Source organism: Epibacterium sp. ABZ3_068 (genome assembly GCF_056159265.1).
Map to the genome: position 1 here is coordinate 3,288,345 of NZ_JBSWUV010000001.1, position 15,479 is coordinate 3,303,823.

Below are 15,479 nucleotides of genomic sequence, written 5' to 3' on the forward strand. Positions count from 1 at the left end.
GGCAAATGTGAACTGGGTGCGCTTCACCTACAATTCCCATGCGTAACTTTTATGACGGGCGCAGAGGTCAGCCCCCCAATTCTGCACAGGGGTGCAACGGCTGTGCCCCCCTTTGCGTGAGCGCCGCCAAAACGGGCACTTTCATGCGGGGAGGCCCATATATGCTCTTGTACCTATTGCTCAGCGGACGGCCCGGTTTGCAGGCTGGCGGACACGGGAGCCAGTTGAACCCGGCTGGCGCGGTCTTGAAGCCCCCACAACAACAGCGCGGAAATCGTGTCTGGTTGCAGCCTGCCCAACATAACCACGGCCCCCTCCTGGCCGGCCCGGAAGGCGGCCTGATCCAGGAACCGGCGAATCGCGCGGGGGTCCTGGCCGGCGCCGTCAAAATCTCGGAACACAACGGCAGAGGGAACCCCATCACGTTGCGCCAGTTTCTGCGCCGTGTTCAGACCTTTTGCCTGTGTTACCAGACCGTATCCGCGGGCGCCGGACAAGGCTGCCATCTGATCGCTCAGAGGTCTGTTACCCTGAAACCCGGTGTCGACGCCTTCCAAAATGCCGACAGCTTGCGGCAGTTTCGGCGCCCAGACTTCCATCGCGGTTTCGGCCTCTTTGGGGGCCGCATCGCGTGGGAGATCCACCAACATCAAAACTTCAAATCCAGCCGCACGATGCGCTGCGGCTTTCTTCTGTGCGTCTGGGTCATCGGCCCGGATTGCAAAGCTCAGCGGATAGGGGAAGTCAACCAGCGCCTCTGCGCCAATGCTCTTTTCTGCATCAATCAACACAATCGACATCAACGGCCGATCATCCAACGCAATGAATTCTTCTGCGTTGCGAACATAGGCGGGCAAATCGGCGTCAGCCTGGGAAACCTCCGCCTGTGTTTCAGTGCTTTCCTGTGTTTCAGTGCTTCCCTGCGTGGCCAGCTGAGCACCGGGTTTTCCGATACGGGGCCGGTTTTCGCCAGTTGTTTCCTGCGCCAGTTCCTCGGTCTCTTCGGGAAGGCGCTGTGTTTCGGGACGATCGGAGACCTGCGGCAGCGTCAGCCCCGGAAGTCCAGTCGCCAGTTCCGGCGCAGCAATCGCAGGGATATTTAACGCAATCTGGGGCGGCGTCGGTTTTGGATCTTCTGTGTTTTCGGCAGCGGCCGGAGCCTCTGGGCTCTCTTCGAGAGCAACATCAACTGGAGCATCCTCTGCTGAGACGTTGTCTGGTAGTGCCACTGTCTGATCCGGCTCTGCATGATCTGAACCTGCCACAGGTTCCTCAGACACGGTCTCTTCGGAAGGGGTGTCCTCAATCACCGCATCTATGCGTGCTTCGGTAATGGGATCCTCTTCGAGCACAATAGCCTCGGGCTCATTTTCCGGCAGCGGAGCGGATGTGGTTTCCACAATGGGGGCAAGCTCGTCCAACGGGACGTCAGGCGCAGGCAGACTGTCTGCGGATGGGAGGTTCGGCGGAGCTGTCTCAGGGACAATTTGCACCTGACGGGGCGCTGTGTCCGTTAGTTTCAGGGCTGTTGTCTCTTCGGTCACTGCGGGTTTGCGTGCCGGTTCCAGAGCGTCCTGATCCAAACCGGCTGTGTTGCCTCTTGCGTTTGGATCCTTCGGCGCAACCGGTGCCGCCTCGACCAGGTCTGCATCGCCGGTAAAAAGGCCCTGCGATATTTGCGCGTCGCTATCCCCCGTTGCCACGTCGGGCTGCGTCACGCCAAGCGGGTCTTCGCTGGCGACATCGATTGATTTTGGGAATGGGACCGCCAAGGACACCAAGGCCGCCCCCATTCCCGAGACCAAAGCGCCAATTGCAACGCCTCCTAAAAATCCCCGCATACCTGTCTCGCCTCTCGTCTGTACCGCCAGGGTGTGCAACCATGGTACTGCCGTTTTTCCGGCATTTGCACCGTTTATGCAGCGTGGGCAACCGCAACTGCCCTTGACGCTGCCGCGCATCCCTGAACATCTATGTTGGAACAACTATACTGCGGTGGGCCCCCTGCCCGCCAGCCAAAAACGAGGCCGCGAACCATGCTGCTGCTAATCGACAACTATGATTCTTTCACCTACAATCTTGTCCATTACCTGGGCGAGCTGGGCGCGGATGTTCAGGTTCACCGCAATGACGCTTTGAACGTCCAAGAAGCCATGGCGATGAACCCTGCTGCGATCCTTCTGTCGCCGGGGCCTTGTGATCCCGATCAGGCCGGCATTTGCCTTGCCATGGTCGAAGCAGCAGCCGAAACGCGCACCCCTTTGATGGGGGTTTGTCTGGGCCATCAGACCATCGGCCAATCCTTTGGCGGTAAGGTCGTGCGCTGTCATGAGATCGTCCACGGTAAGATGGGCACGATGAAACACACCGGAAAAGGCCTGTTTGCAGGTTTGCCATCCCCTTTTGAGGCCACCCGTTACCACTCGCTGGTGGTGGAGCGTGAAAGCCTGCCCGAGTGTCTGGAAATCACCGCTGAGCTGGAAGATGGCACCATCATGGGGCTTCAGCACAAGGACCTGCCGATTCACGGCGTTCAGTTTCACCCGGAATCCATTGCGTCTGAACATGGGCATGCGTTGCTCAAGAACTTCCTGGCGGACATGAAGGTGCCGGCATGAGCGATGCGCTGAAACCCCTGATCGGTGCCGCCGCCGACCGCGCCCTGACCCGGGCTGAAGCCGAAGAAGCCTTTGGTATTCTGTTCGAAGGCGAAGCCACCCCCAGCCAGATCGGTGGCTTGCTGATGGCCCTGCGCACACGTGGTGAAACGGTGGAGGAATACGCTGCCGCCGCCGCCGTTATGCGTGCCAAGTGCAACGCCGTTACCGCACCCAAGGGCGCGATGGACATTGTTGGCACCGGCGGTGATGGCAAAAACACCCTGAACATCTCGACGGCGACTGCCTTTGTTGCGGCTGGCGCAGGCGTTTCTGTTGCCAAGCATGGCAACAGAAACCTGTCCTCGAAATCTGGCACCGCCGATCTGCAATCTCAGATGGGAATCAACGTGATGGCGGGCTCTTCTGTGATGGAACGTGCTATCAACGAGGTCGGAATCGGCTTCTTGATGGCGCCGGTTCACCACCCGGCTGTGGCCCACGTCATGCCAACCCGGCAGGAACTTGGCACGCGGACGATTTTCAACATTCTCGGCCCGCTCACCAATCCCGCCGGTGTGACCCGCCAGCTGACCGGTGCCTTCAACCGCGATCTGATCCGCCCCATGGCCGAGACCTTGCTGGCCCTGGGATCAGAAAAAGCCTGGCTGGTGCATGGCTCCGATGGCACGGATGAACTGACAATTACCGGGACCTCCTGGGTGTCTGGTCTGGACGCTGGCGCTGTCACTGATTTTGAAGTGCACCCCGAAGAAGCCGGGCTGCCGGTCCACCCGTTCGAGGCCATTGTCGGTGGCACGCCAGAAGAGAACGCCGTGGCGTTTCGGGCTCTTCTGGCCGGCGAAACCTCCGCCTATCGCGACGCGGTTTTGCTCAACACGGCTGCGGCTCTTGTGGTTGCAGGCAAGGTGAGCACCCTTTCTGAAGGTGTTGATCTTGCAAAGGAAAGCATCGACAGTGGAGCTGCTAAATCCAAGGTGGAGGCGCTCGCAGCGCTGACCTCCGCCGTATAACACCATCCTCTGGTCCTGATCTGCCCCCTGATCTGACCAGAGGCGCAAAGGCCCTTGCATTGATGAAACCCCACACGCTTCCCGCCGCCTGGTCTCACCTGCCGTTCTTCGAAACGGACTGGCCCCGGATTGAGGCCGCTCTGGAGGCAGACCATCGCCAGATCCTGCCACCCAACCCACAACGTTTTGCCGCGCTGGACTATACCGCGCCCGAAGAAACCCGCGTTGTGATCCTGGGGCAGGATCCTTATCCAACCCCGGGGCACGCCCATGGGCTGGCCTTTTCGGTGGAACCGGATGTTCGCCCGCTCCCGCGCTCTTTGGGGAATATCTACAAAGAGTTAGAGGCCGATCTTCACATAAGTCGACCCAATGGAGACTTGCGGGGCTGGGCCAAACAGGGTGTGCTTTTGCTCAACACCGCGCTCTCGGTTCCCGCAGGTGAGGCAGATGGTCACAAACGGCTCGGCTGGGCCCCTTTGGTGCACCAGATTCTGGAGCAATGCTCAGCCCGCCCCACCGCTTTTATTCTCTGGGGCAACACGGCACAGAAGCTCGCTAAATTCATCACCGGCGAAACCCACCTGATCCTGAAAACCGCGCATCCCTCGCCGCTTTCCGCGCGGCGCGGCTTTTTCGGCTCTCGCCCCTTTTCAAACGTGAACGACTGGCTTACCCAACAGGGGCACCCGCCCATCGACTGGAGCCAATAATCCGAAAGGCCGCGCCATGACTGAAAATGTGCTGGACAAAATCAAAGCCTATAAGCTCGAAGAGGTCGCCGCCGACAAGGCCGCTACTCCTCTGGCCGAGGTCGAAGCCAAGGCCAAGGCCGCCGATCCCGTGCGTGGTTTTGCGGATCGCCTGATTGCCGCCAGTCGCGATGGTTACGGTTTGATTGCCGAAGTGAAAAAGGCCAGCCCGTCCAAAGGTCTCATCCGCGCCGATTTTGACCCCGTCGCAATTGCACAGGCCTATGAGACCGGCGGCGCTGCATGCCTGTCGGTGCTGACGGATACGCCGAGTTTTCAAGGCGCCAAAGATTTCCTGGTGCAGGCTCGCGCTGCCTGTTCCCTGCCTGCACTGCGCAAGGACTTTATGTATGATACCTATCAGGTGGCAGAGGCCCGCGCGCTGAATGCGGATTGTATCCTGATCATTCTGGCATCCGTCTCAGACGCCCAAGCGGCCGAGCTGGAAGCCTGCGCCTTTGAATGGGGAATGGATGTGCTGCTGGAGGTGCATAACGCCGAAGAGCTGGAACGCGCCTGCGAACTGAAATCACCCCTGATGGGGATCAACAACCGCAATCTGAAAACCTTTGAGACAACGCTGGACACCACGCGCACCCTGTCAAAACAAGTACCCGCCGACCGCACCATCGTCTGCGAAAGCGGGTTGTTTACGCCAGCGGATCTGGCGGATATGTCGCGTTATGGCGCGCGCAGCTTCCTGATCGGTGAAAGCCTGATGCGTCAGGAGGATGTGGCCAAAGCAACTCATGATCTGCTGGCCAACCCCGCCCGGCCGGGGGCCTGAACCATGAGCCTCACCCATTTCGACCAAAAAGGCGACGCCCATATGGTGGATGTCTCGGACAAAGCCGTGACATCGCGTATCGCAACAGCGGCAGGGTTTGTCAAAATGGCGCAAGCCACATTTGACATCATATCTGACGGGCGTGCGAAAAAGGGTGACGTTCTGGGCGTGGCGCGGCTGGCAGGGATCATGGGGGCCAAAAAGACCCCCGATCTGATCCCCCTGTGCCACCCGCTTCCGGTGACCAAAGTGGCGGTTGAGCTGACCCTTGATCCTGACCTGCCCGGCGTCCAGATCGAAGCCACCGTCAAAACAACCGGCCAAACCGGGGTTGAAATGGAGGCGCTCACCGCCGTCTCCACCGCCGCATTGACGGTCTATGACATGTGCAAGGCCGCCGATAAGGCAATGGAGATCGGAGGCATCCGCGTCACGCTGAAAGATGGTGGAAAGTCAGGTCGGTATGAGGCGTAGATGATTTCAGTCAGCACAGCTCTGGACCATCTTCTGGACCTCGTCAGCCCGCTGGAAATTGAACATGTCCCCTTGGCCGAGGCCGCGGGCCGGGTGTTGGCAGAGGATCTGACCGCCAATCGGGACCAGCCGCCTTTTGCGGCTTCTGCCATGGATGGGTATGCGGTCAACAAGGCTGAGGTTGAACTTCATGCCATGTTCAAGGTTATTGGTGAAGCCGCCGCCGGTCACGGGTTCGAAGGGCGCGTTGGCGCGGGTCAGGCGGTGCGGATCTTCACTGGTGCTCCGGTGCCCGAGGGGGCAAGTTTTGTCGTTATTCAGGAAGATGTAGACCGCAAGGGCAGCCTGATCACCATCCTGGACCAACCCGGTGGCGACAATATCCGACCAGCCGGTGGTGATTTCAAAACCGGCGATGTGGTTGCGGCTCCAAAACGTCTGGCATCTGCGGATATTGCCCTGCTCGCGGCGATGAACATCGCCACCGTACCGGTGCGGCGCAAGCCCGTTATTGCGCTGCTGTCTACGGGAGATGAGTTGGTCATGCCCGGAGATACCCCCGGCCCCGATCAGATCATCGCCTCCAATACCTTTGGCCTGAAGGCGCTGTTGGAAGGTCTTGGTGCAACGGCCCGCATTCTGCCAATCGCGCGAGATCAGAAACCTGTCCTCGAGGCGGCATTCAAGCTGGCCGAAGGCGCTGATCTGGTGGTGACCATTGGGGGCGCTTCTGTTGGGGACCATGATCTGGTGGGACAGGTCGCGCAGGATCTCGGGATGGAGCAATCCTTCTACAAGGTTGCCATGCGCCCCGGTAAACCTCTGATGGGCGGTCGGATGGGCGACGCGGCTATGGTTGGCCTGCCCGGCAATCCGGTCTCGGCTATGGTCTGTGGCCATGTGTTCCTGAAACCGATGGTGGAACATATGCTGGGCCTGCCCACGGATGCGCCGTTAAAATCCGCGCCCTTGCTGGTGCCCGTCTCGGAAAACGGCCCGCGCGCCCATTACATGCGCGCCGTTGTGACGTCCGAAGGTATTACCCCCTGTGCCAGACAAGACAGCGCGCTGTTATCTGTTTTGGCAGAGGCCAACGCCCTTCTGATCCGCCCGCCTTTTGGTGAACCGCTTGATGCGGGGACATCGGTTGCCTATCTGGCGATCTGACTTGTCGTGATCACAAACGCACGGATGCGCCGTCCCAACCCGGGGCGGCTTTCTGTTTTGTCCACGGCTTCGCGGTTGACACAAAACAGGAACATGCGTAGAACAAAACACGACAGTGACAAACAGGCGAGGCGCAGATGCTCACGAAGAAGCAGTTGGATTTGCTGGAATTCATTCACAAACGTCTGCAGCGCGATAGTGTCCCGCCCAGTTTTGACGAAATGAAGGTCGCACTGGATTTGCGCTCCAAATCGGGCATCCACCGATTGATCACCGCGCTGGAAGAGCGCGGCTTTATCCGTCGTCTTGCCCATCGTGCCCGTGCCATTGAAATTATCAAATTGCCGGAAAGCATGGGCGGTGACGCGCAGGTGGCAACCCCGCAGGTCATCGACGACGGGAAGCCAGACACCGCCGAAAAGTCACGCGCGGCTGAGGTCATGATGTCCGGTGCCATCGAACTGCCGGTTATGGGACGTATTGCAGCGGGTGTGCCGATTTCTGCTATCAGCGAGGTTTCGCATCAGGTGGCTGTGCCGACCGCAATGCTGTCTTCTTCGGGTCAGCATTTTGCGCTTGAGGTCAAAGGCGACTCCATGATGAATGCGGGCATCAATGATGGCGATGTTGTGGTGATCCGTGAGACCTCGCATGCAGACAATGGCGATATTGTCGTAGCGCTGGTTGACGATCAGGAGGCCACGCTGAAACGGTTCATGCGCAAGGGTGACACGATTGAGCTTGTGGCGGAAAACCCGGCCTATCCAACCCAGAAATACCCCTCTCATATGGTGCGAATTCAGGGGCGTTTGGTGGGGCTGATCCGCAGCTACTGATCAGCCTGCGCGATGTGAGTGTCCCGCGGGATCGCAATCACAGCTCCGGCCAGCGGATCTTTTGATTTATACCAATCTTGGGGGCTCCATAAACGGAGCCCTGTTTTGCTGCGCGTGGTGGTTATTGTCCCCGTCTTGGCAATCGACAGGCTTCCGGTTTGGCGTAGGATCTTTGGGTCCAGGATCAGGCAGTCACCGGGGGCCGGTCGGGTCAAAGCCTGATTGCTGACCACCAGCACATGAGACCCGCACCCGGCAAAAGCCTCGGCCGCGCGTTTTCCTCTCAGCGCGGAAAATGGGCCGTCCTGCCAGCGGCTTGCAGCCTCTTGCTGCGTTACCGGTGCGCCGTCATTTTCCAACCAGACCCGGGCGGCAAACCCGCTGCCTTTGGCCCGTGACAACGCCCGCCCCCTGTCGGTCATCACCCCAATCAAGCCACCGTCCTCTGCCACCAAAATATAGGGGCGTTCGGCAGATCTCCATTGTGCAAAGGCAGCCACCAAAAGCAAAACTCCAACCATGCGACCCCAGCCGCGCAAGAGGCATAAAACCAGCCCGCCAATCGCAACCAAGGCCAATGACACGGGCTCTGCCTGTGGTACATAACTTCGGGGCGACGGCAGGTCCGAGACAAAGCGCGCCACGGCAAGGATCCATTCCAACCCCTGCACCATCACCCAGAGCGCGATGTTCTCTAACCCCAACGGGATCAGCGCCACAGCAGCAACGGCGGATGGCATCACCACGCCCCCCATCACCGGGACAGCCAACAGGTTCGCCAGCAAACCGTAATGCGACAGCGTGTTAAAATGCGCCGCACCAAAGGGGGCCGTGGCCAGTCCGGCAATCGCAGACGATATCAACAGCGCCGTTACCGGGCGGGCCCAGCCGGGGCCCAGAGGCAGGCGCTGTTCGCGCAGGACTGAAAAGGCGGCCACCAATGCGGTGGTCGCCGCAAAGCTCATCTGAAAGCCCGGACCAAAAAGGCTTTCGGGCCGGTGTGCCAGGACAACCAGTGCCGCAAGAGCGACAGATCGCAAGGTCAAGGCCCGGCGGCCCAACAGAACCGCGACCAGGACAACGGCTGCCATGACAAATGCGCGTTCGGTTGCGACATTGCCACCAGACAGCATCAGATAGGCCGTCGCAGCTCCGAGGGCGACCACGGCTGCGCCCTTCTTTGCGCGGAAGTCCCGCCCCATAATCAGCCCGGCGGCGATCAGGGAAAAGCGAACCGCTGTAAAGACCACGCTGCTGAGCAAGCCCATATGAAGGCCCGAAATCGCAAGTAGATGGGCCAGGTTGCTGATGCGCAGATCCTCAATTGTTTCGGCGCTCAACCCGCTGCGATCCCCTGTCAGAACCGCTGCGGCCACGGCACCGCCTGCGCCGGGCAGCCTGTCGTGCAGAGCCTGCGTTATCCGAGAGCGAAACCGCGCCACGGGAAGGTCGCTCCCCGGCTGATCAGCCAGCAGCACCGGAACCCGTGTATATCCAACCGCGCCTATGCCCAGAAACCAAAGGTGACGGCGAAAATCAAATCCGCCGGGTTCAACGGGTCCGCCCGCCGGTGCAAGATGGGCGGTGGTCATGACCCGAGCCCCGATTGCAGGGGCCCGCTCCAGATTTCGGGCGGCGATGCGCACCCGTTTAGGCGTTTCTTCCTGTGGAACACGCGACAGGTAAACCTGATCCAATGTCAGCCGCAGGGCGTCACTTTGGGATCGGTCGACTGCAACCAGGCGTCCCTCGACCGGACCGTAATAGCGGAAATCCAGAACAGGCGCGGAAACAGAGTGAGCGCGCAGGCTGGCTGCGCCAAAGCCGGCCGTACAGAGGATCAGCGCCCAGGCCACAGCACGGGCATAGCGCCACAGGCCACCGCTTGCAGCCGCCAGCGTTGCAGCGGCGGACCACTCCCAAATGCCGGGCTCGACCGGCCAGGCAAAAAACACGGCAATACCGATACCGAAACACACGGCAGCCCAGGGAAACAGATATCCCGCCTGTGCAAACCAGCAGTGTTGAAGGGCCGTTGCAATCCGCATGCTTGCTCCTGCGACAGCGTGTGGGTAGACAGGCAGAAAATCACTGGCAGAAATGCTCGCCGCATATGGTTTCCGAAAGGTTAATTCCCGACATGTCCCAACCGGTTGTCACCCGCTTCGCCCCCTCTCCCACTGGCTTTCTTCACATCGGCGGCGCCCGCACCGCGCTGTTTAACTGGCTTTTTGCGCGCGGTCGGGGCGGAAAGTTTCTTTTGCGGATCGAAGACACCGACCGCGAACGCTCTACCCCCGAAGCCACCGCAGCAATCCTGCAAGGGATGGACTGGCTGGGGCTGGATCATGATGGAGAGGTCATCAGCCAGTTCGAACGCGCTGACCGTCATGCCGAAGTGGCTCATCAGCTGTTGGCTGAGGGCAAAGCCTATAAGTGCTTTGCCACTCAGGAAGAGATCGCAGCCTTCCGGGATCAGGCAAAGGCCGAAGGGAAATCCACCTTGTATCGCTCTCCCTGGCGTGACGCGGATCCCGCAACACATCCGGATGCGCCCTTTGTGGTACGGATCAAAGCGCCCCAGGATGGCGAAACCGTGATCAGGGATGAGGTTCAGGGTGATGTGACCATCAAGAACCAACAGCTCGATGATATGATCCTGCTGCGTTCCGACGGTACACCGGTCTACATGCTGGCGGTTGTTGTGGACGATCATGATATGGGCGTGACCCATGTGATCCGCGGCGATGACCACCTGAACAATGCGGCGCGTCAGATGATGATCTATACCGCGATGGGCTGGCCTGTTCCGGTCTATGCGCATATTCCACTGATCCACGGTTCGGACGGGAAAAAACTGTCAAAACGCCACGGCGCCCTGGGAGCGCAGGAATATCAGGCCATGGGGTATCCGGCGGCTGGCATGCGCAACTATCTGGCGCGGCTGGGCTGGTCCCATGGAGATGACGAATTTTTTACGGACGAACAGGCACGTGCGTGGTTTAACCTGGATGGAATCGGGAAGAGCCCGGCGCGATTTGATACCAAGAAGCTGGAAAACCTCTGTGGTCAGCATATTGCAATCGCGGATGACGCCGCATTGCGGCAGGAAATCGTCGCCTATCTGGCTGCGGCCAATCAGCCCGAACTGAGTGACGTACAGTCGGAAAATTTGGAAAAAGCAATGTTCTGCCTGAAGGATCGTGCCAAGACTTTCCCGGAACTCCTTGAAAAGGCTCACTTTGCCTTGACGTCCCGTCCGATTGAAACAGATGGAAAAGCTGAAAAAGCGCTCCAAAGTGTATCCGACGGTATACTGAGTGAATTGACGCCGCATCTGCAAAGTGCTAGCTGGACGCGAGACGAATTGGAGGCGTCGCTGAACGCCTTCGCCGAAGCGCATGAGACCAAGTTCGGCAAGCTCGCCGCCCCATTGCGGGCCGTGCTGGCAGGACGGGCTGTCACTCCTTCGGTCTTCGACATGATGATGGTTCTGGGCCGTGACGAAACGCTGGCCCGGATCCAGGAAAAAGCGGGATAATTTCTCCTTTAACGTGAGAGTAAGCCCGCTCCTATAACACATCGCCTGCGCGGGTGGCGCGCAGGTGTTGCCCCGCATGGAATATGAAGTTCTTCTTTCATTCCGTGCCTGTAACAGGAAGGGACATCTATGACCGACACACAGAAAACCGCTAAGCTCCTCTTGAATGACCAGGAATATGAGCTTCCCATTTTCTCGCCGACGTTAGGCCCCGATGTTCTCGACATCCGCAAGCTTTACGGCCAGGCAGGTGTCTTTACATATGACCCGGGTTTCACATCCACAGCGTCTTGCGACAGCACCATCACCTTTATCGATGGTGGCAAAGGTGAGCTGCTGCACCGTGGTTACCCGATCGACCAGCTGGCGGCGAAATCCCACTATTTGGAAGTCTGCTATCTGCTTCTTTATGGTGAACTGCCGACTGCGGCTCAGCTCGAAGATTTCGAGACCCGTGTGACCCGTCACACCATGGTCCACGAGCAGATGCACAACTTCTTCCGTGGCTTCCGTCGCGATGCACATCCGATGGCAACTCTGGTTGGCGTTGTGGGTGCCATGTCCGCCTTCTATCACGACTCCACCGATATCTCTGATCCGTGGCAGCGTGAGGTTGCGGCGATCCGCCTGATTGCAAAGCTGCCGACCATTGCGGCGATGGCCTATAAATATTCCATCGGTCAGCCTTTCGTGTATCCGCGCAACGATCTGGATTACGCGGCGAACTTCCTGCACATGTGTTTCTCGGTTCCGGCCGAAAACTATCAGGTCAACCCGATCCTGTCCCGCGCGATGGACCGTATCTTTACGCTTCATGCCGACCACGAGCAGAACGCGTCGACCTCTACGGTGCGTCTGGCGTCTTCGTCCGGTGCAAACCCGTTTGCCTGTATCGCGGCTGGCATCGCCTGCCTTTGGGGTCCGGCACATGGTGGCGCAAACCAGGCCTGCCTGGAAATGCTCAAGGAAATCGGCACTGTCGATCGTATTCCGGAATTCATCGCCCGCGCCAAGGACAAGGATGATCCGTTCCGTCTGATGGGCTTTGGTCACCGTGTATACAAAAACACCGACCCGCGTGCGAAGGTTCTGAAGCAATCCGCGGATGAGGTTCTGGAACTGCTGGGCGTCGAAGACAACCCGCTGCTGCAGGTTGCCAAAGAGCTGGAACAGACTGCTCTGAACGACCCCTATTTCATCGAGAAGAAGCTGTTCCCGAACGTGGACTTCTACTCGGGCATCATCCTCGAAGCGATGGGGTTCCCGACCTCCATGTTCACGCCGATCTTTGCGCTGTCGCGCACCATCGGCTGGATCTCCCAGTGGAAAGAGATGATTTCCGATCCGACAATGAAAATCGGCCGTCCGCGTCAGCTCTACACCGGCGAAGGTCTGCGCGATTATGTGGACATCGAAAACCGTTAATTCCGGATGGGGCCCGTTTCGGGCCTCAACCTGATAGACACAGGAAACCCGCGCTGGTGTGGCGCGGGTTTTTTGTTCGGGTCTTGCGGGCTTTAGGCAGGATCTGCGATCTTCAGAACCAATTCAGCAATTCGCACAATCTCCACCTCTCCGAGGCCGGAATGGACCGGTAGGGCCAGACCCATATCGTGAACCTTGTCAGCAACCGGCATTTCCACGGTTCCATTCTGAGCATACCAAAACGGCAGCCGTGCCACGTTTGTTGCAATCATCGGGCGGCTTTCGATGCGGTTATATCTCAGAAATTCGAAGACTTCGGTTCGGTTTCGCACCAATGTTCCAAACATGTTGGAAGCGGTCATATCGCCGCCCGACTGTTGTAAAAACTGCTCGCCCAAAGCCCGCGCCATTACCGAACGGTTCCGGGCGCAACGTTCAAGAACGCCATCCAGTCGCTTTAATTGGCGACGTCCGAGAAACGCATTGACCTCTGCGCCGTTCAGCCCGAAGCCGGCGTGAAGAAAGCCCGTTTGAGTGCCAAAATCCACATGTCCCAGGCGCTGCCGCAGCTGGTTGCGCCGCTCAGGACCGCGGTAGGTGCTGGTTCCATGCGCTCTGAGGGACAGCATGGATTGGTGCAGGTCATCGTCATCTGTCACAATCATCCCGCCCTCAACCGTGGAGAGCTGATAGCCGTCGCGCAAAGAAAAACTTGCCGCCGTTCCAAAGGTCCCGGTCTTGCGCCCCATTGCGGCAGAGCCGAGGGCCTCGCGGGCATCTTCCAGCAGGATCACATCATGAAGCGCACAGAGATCCCGTATCGCCTCCATATCGCTGGGCATGCCAAGGATATGGGGTAAGACCATCAGCGCCGGTGTTTTTTCTTCCAGAACCTGCTCCAGCTGGGTGATATCAATGTTCCAGGAATCGGCGGCGCAGTCACACAGGGACACCTGGAACCCGGCATGTAACAGGGGCGCAATTGTCGTGGGCCGACACAATGCGGGGGCAACAACCCGCATGTTGCGAAGCTGCCCGCCTTGTTTCAGCGCATAGGCCATAACGAGATTGCCCGACGCACCGGAATTCACCATGATCGCATGACGCACGCCAAGCCAGGTCGCGAATTCCCGTTCAAATGCGGCCGTATGTTCGCCCCGCGCCAATGAGCCGCCGTCAGCAATCCAGTCAGCCAATGCAGCCCGATCGCCGGAAGTGATGAGCTTGTCAGAAAGTGAAATTTCCCTGCTGCGAATTACGTACATTGTGATCTACCATAGCCAACCAATACCCGCCTATTAGGCCACAAAGCACGCCAACGAGGGCACATAAAATGGCGCGGTTTGAGTTCAAATTAAACGGGTGTGTATCCGCAATAGCGGTAGTAGATGCCGATTAACGAAGTCTTACCGGCCTTCGAATTTTGCGGGTCGTTTTTCCAGAAAGGCAGACACCCCCTCCATGAAGTCACGGCTTTTGCCCAGATCGCCTTGCAGTTGGGCCTCCAGGTTCAATTGTTCCGCCAGATCATGGGTAAAGCTGCTGCGCATCGCCTGTTTGGCGGCACGGAGCGCGCAGCTCGGTCCCTGCGCCAGGCTACGCGCGCGCTTGGTCCAATGTGCCGGGAAATCTGCGGCAGGCACCGCCTCATAGATCATCCCCATGTCGCTTGCTTCTTTGGCTGCGATCTTATCTGCAAAGAACGCCGCGCCCATTGCCTTGGCCAGGCCAATCTGGCGGGGCAGAAACCACGTGCCTCCGGCGTCCGGCATCAGGCCGATCCGGGTGAAGGCCTGGCAGAAAAACGCGTCCTCGGACGCGATAACAACGTCAAAGGCAAGGGCGAGATTGGCCCCTGCCCCGGCCGCGGCACCGTTGACCGCAGCAAGAGTTGGCAGCGGGCAATTCACAATCGCTTGCAGCATCGGGTAGTACTCATCACGCAAAACCTGCTCCAGATTCAGCTTGGTCGTATTGCGCGCATCCCCGAGGTCCTGGCCTGAACAGAACGCTTTTCCAGATCCCGTCAGAACAACCGCGCGGGCGTCTGACAAACGATGCCCCAGAACATGCGTGATCTCTGACCGCATCCTGGCGTTCAGCGCGTTCATCTTTTCCGGTCGGTTCAGGGTGATCACCGCAAGCCCGTCCTCGCAGGTGAATTTGATCTCGGTATATTCCATGTGTCGGCAGCCCCTCATTACGTCTTGTGCGCCAGCCTGCCCGAAATGAGCCGGGGGCAGAACCCCCGACCCGGCGTCACGTCAGCGTGATCCGCGACGTGACTTGATCTCAGCCAGCAATGCGCGCGCTTCGACCGGCATGGACTGTTCCAACCGCTGATAATTGCTGCCGTCCCGTTCACGGGTCATCAGGTTCATTTCAATCAGGGACCGACGGATCTGGGCAGGGTCTCGAAAGGTGCACATTTCATCAATCAGAGCACTGATTTCACGTTCGCCAAAGGTTTGGCGTGGTGGAATTGCCGCCCAGATCACCCAAAGGCACAGTTCTCTCACGCCCCGTTTCAGCGGCCAACGCGCCCATTGTCCGCGCGGATCGAAATACCGGGCCGCACGGTCCACCTGTTTGCGGTTGGCCTTGGGCGCAGGCGTATTCTGGGCCCGCAAATGTTGAAAATTACGATAGCCCGCCGCGCGGGCGACATGGGTCAGCATCTCGACATGGCTGGGGGGCGCATTCAACTGTTTGCGGAGGGATTTGGTGAACTGGGACAGATCGTCGATGGTCAGACAGATGACATCGCGTGCAGGTTCCGCACGCTGGGGGTCCTTGGACATGGGTCTTCTCCTCGCGATACCGCGCCTGCTGTTGCAGGATGGATGTCCGCCCGTGTCCGTGGGTA

14 protein-coding genes are annotated in these 15,479 nt (G+C 59.0%); 9 read left to right on the top strand and 5 right to left on the bottom strand.

All coding sequences use genetic code 11. From position 1 onward, the window contains the following. Nucleotides 1-173: 173 nt before the first annotated feature. Entirely contained in the window at nucleotides 174-1,841 is a 1,668-nt protein-coding gene (locus ACXAEW_RS15755) for a divergent polysaccharide deacetylase family protein (protein WP_474942221.1), read from the bottom strand. Nucleotides 1,842-2,036: 195 nt separating this feature from the next. Here ACXAEW_RS15755 and ACXAEW_RS15760 point away from each other — a divergent pair, with 195 nt between their 5' ends. From ACXAEW_RS15760 to lexA, 7 genes are all read left to right on the top strand, one after another. Continuing rightward, entirely contained in the window at nucleotides 2,037-2,618 is a 582-nt protein-coding gene (locus ACXAEW_RS15760; RefSeq protein ID WP_474942222.1) for an anthranilate synthase component II, read from the top strand. Beyond that, nucleotides 2,615-3,631, top strand: coding sequence for an anthranilate phosphoribosyltransferase (gene trpD / locus ACXAEW_RS15765; RefSeq protein WP_474942223.1), 1,017 nt, complete (start codon nucleotides 2,615-2,617; stop codon nucleotides 3,629-3,631). The genes ACXAEW_RS15760 and trpD overlap by 4 nt, the downstream gene beginning before the upstream one ends. A 62-nt stretch (nucleotides 3,632-3,693) precedes the next feature. Beyond that, on the top strand, nucleotides 3,694-4,344 hold the full coding sequence (locus ACXAEW_RS15770) for a uracil-DNA glycosylase (protein WP_474942224.1): 651 nt from the start codon (nucleotides 3,694-3,696) through the stop codon (nucleotides 4,342-4,344). A 16-nt stretch (nucleotides 4,345-4,360) separates the two neighbouring features. After that, nucleotides 4,361-5,170: an indole-3-glycerol phosphate synthase TrpC gene (gene trpC, locus ACXAEW_RS15775; RefSeq protein WP_474942225.1), complete on the top strand. Its 810-nt coding sequence runs from the start codon at nucleotides 4,361-4,363 to the stop codon at nucleotides 5,168-5,170. A gap of 3 nt (nucleotides 5,171-5,173) precedes the next feature. Continuing rightward, a complete protein-coding gene (moaC, locus tag ACXAEW_RS15780; protein ID WP_474942226.1) occupies nucleotides 5,174-5,644 on the top strand; it encodes a cyclic pyranopterin monophosphate synthase MoaC in 471 nt (156 codons plus the stop codon). Continuing rightward, entirely contained in the window at nucleotides 5,645-6,811 is a 1,167-nt protein-coding gene (locus tag ACXAEW_RS15785) for a molybdopterin molybdotransferase MoeA (RefSeq protein WP_474942227.1), read from the top strand. A 137-nt stretch (nucleotides 6,812-6,948) separates the two neighbouring features. Further along, nucleotides 6,949-7,647 (top strand): transcriptional repressor LexA, encoded by a 699-nt coding sequence (lexA, locus tag ACXAEW_RS15790; protein WP_474942228.1) that lies wholly within the window; start codon nucleotides 6,949-6,951, stop codon nucleotides 7,645-7,647. Here lexA and ACXAEW_RS15795 read toward each other — a convergent pair. Next, a complete protein-coding gene (locus ACXAEW_RS15795) occupies nucleotides 7,641-9,695 on the bottom strand; it encodes a ComEC/Rec2 family competence protein (RefSeq protein ID WP_474942229.1) in 2,055 nt (684 codons plus the stop codon). The two genes, lexA and ACXAEW_RS15795, sit on opposite strands and share 7 nt — an antisense overlap. A 92-nt stretch (nucleotides 9,696-9,787) precedes the next feature. Here ACXAEW_RS15795 and gltX point away from each other — a divergent pair, with 92 nt between their 5' ends. After that, nucleotides 9,788-11,188: a glutamate--tRNA ligase gene (gene gltX / locus ACXAEW_RS15800; protein ID WP_474942230.1), complete on the top strand. Its 1,401-nt coding sequence runs from the start codon at nucleotides 9,788-9,790 to the stop codon at nucleotides 11,186-11,188. A gap of 129 nt (nucleotides 11,189-11,317) precedes the next feature. Then, nucleotides 11,318-12,613: a citrate synthase gene (gene gltA, locus ACXAEW_RS15805; protein WP_474942231.1), complete on the top strand. Its 1,296-nt coding sequence runs from the start codon at nucleotides 11,318-11,320 to the stop codon at nucleotides 12,611-12,613. Nucleotides 12,614-12,705: 92 nt separating this feature from the next. Here gltA and ACXAEW_RS15810 read toward each other — a convergent pair whose 3' ends face one another. From ACXAEW_RS15810 to ACXAEW_RS15820, 3 genes are all read right to left on the bottom strand, one after another. After that, nucleotides 12,706-13,878: a DegT/DnrJ/EryC1/StrS family aminotransferase gene (locus ACXAEW_RS15810; RefSeq protein ID WP_474942232.1), complete on the bottom strand. Its 1,173-nt coding sequence runs from the start codon at nucleotides 13,876-13,878 to the stop codon at nucleotides 12,706-12,708. Between the two features lie 141 nt (nucleotides 13,879-14,019). Then, the gene (locus ACXAEW_RS15815; protein WP_474942233.1) at nucleotides 14,020-14,796 is read right to left on the bottom strand and encodes an enoyl-CoA hydratase-related protein; all 777 of its coding nucleotides are present in this window, start codon (nucleotides 14,794-14,796) and stop codon (nucleotides 14,020-14,022) included. Between the two features lie 81 nt (nucleotides 14,797-14,877). Continuing rightward, nucleotides 14,878-15,414, bottom strand: coding sequence for a DUF2087 domain-containing protein (locus tag ACXAEW_RS15820; RefSeq protein WP_474942234.1), 537 nt, complete (start codon nucleotides 15,412-15,414; stop codon nucleotides 14,878-14,880). Nucleotides 15,415-15,479 lie beyond the last annotated feature (65 nt).

Coding starts and splice junctions, on each gene's coding strand:
- ACXAEW_RS15755 (WP_474942221.1), bottom strand. CDS start 1,841: ATGCGGGGATTTTTAGGAGGCGTTGCAATTGGCGCTTTGGTCTCGGGA.
- ACXAEW_RS15760 (WP_474942222.1), top strand. CDS start 2,037: ATGCTGCTGCTAATCGACAACTATGATTCTTTCACCTACAATCTTGTC.
- trpD (WP_474942223.1), top strand. CDS start 2,615: ATGAGCGATGCGCTGAAACCCCTGATCGGTGCCGCCGCCGACCGCGCC.
- ACXAEW_RS15770 (WP_474942224.1), top strand. CDS start 3,694: ATGAAACCCCACACGCTTCCCGCCGCCTGGTCTCACCTGCCGTTCTTC.
- trpC (WP_474942225.1), top strand. CDS start 4,361: ATGACTGAAAATGTGCTGGACAAAATCAAAGCCTATAAGCTCGAAGAG.
- moaC (WP_474942226.1), top strand. CDS start 5,174: ATGAGCCTCACCCATTTCGACCAAAAAGGCGACGCCCATATGGTGGAT.
- ACXAEW_RS15785 (WP_474942227.1), top strand. CDS start 5,645: ATGATTTCAGTCAGCACAGCTCTGGACCATCTTCTGGACCTCGTCAGC.
- lexA (WP_474942228.1), top strand. CDS start 6,949: ATGCTCACGAAGAAGCAGTTGGATTTGCTGGAATTCATTCACAAACGT.
- ACXAEW_RS15795 (WP_474942229.1), bottom strand. CDS start 9,695: ATGCGGATTGCAACGGCCCTTCAACACTGCTGGTTTGCACAGGCGGGA.
- gltX (WP_474942230.1), top strand. CDS start 9,788: ATGTCCCAACCGGTTGTCACCCGCTTCGCCCCCTCTCCCACTGGCTTT.
- gltA (WP_474942231.1), top strand. CDS start 11,318: ATGACCGACACACAGAAAACCGCTAAGCTCCTCTTGAATGACCAGGAA.
- ACXAEW_RS15810 (WP_474942232.1), bottom strand. CDS start 13,878: ATGTACGTAATTCGCAGCAGGGAAATTTCACTTTCTGACAAGCTCATC.
- ACXAEW_RS15815 (WP_474942233.1), bottom strand. CDS start 14,796: ATGGAATATACCGAGATCAAATTCACCTGCGAGGACGGGCTTGCGGTG.
- ACXAEW_RS15820 (WP_474942234.1), bottom strand. CDS start 15,414: ATGTCCAAGGACCCCCAGCGTGCGGAACCTGCACGCGATGTCATCTGT.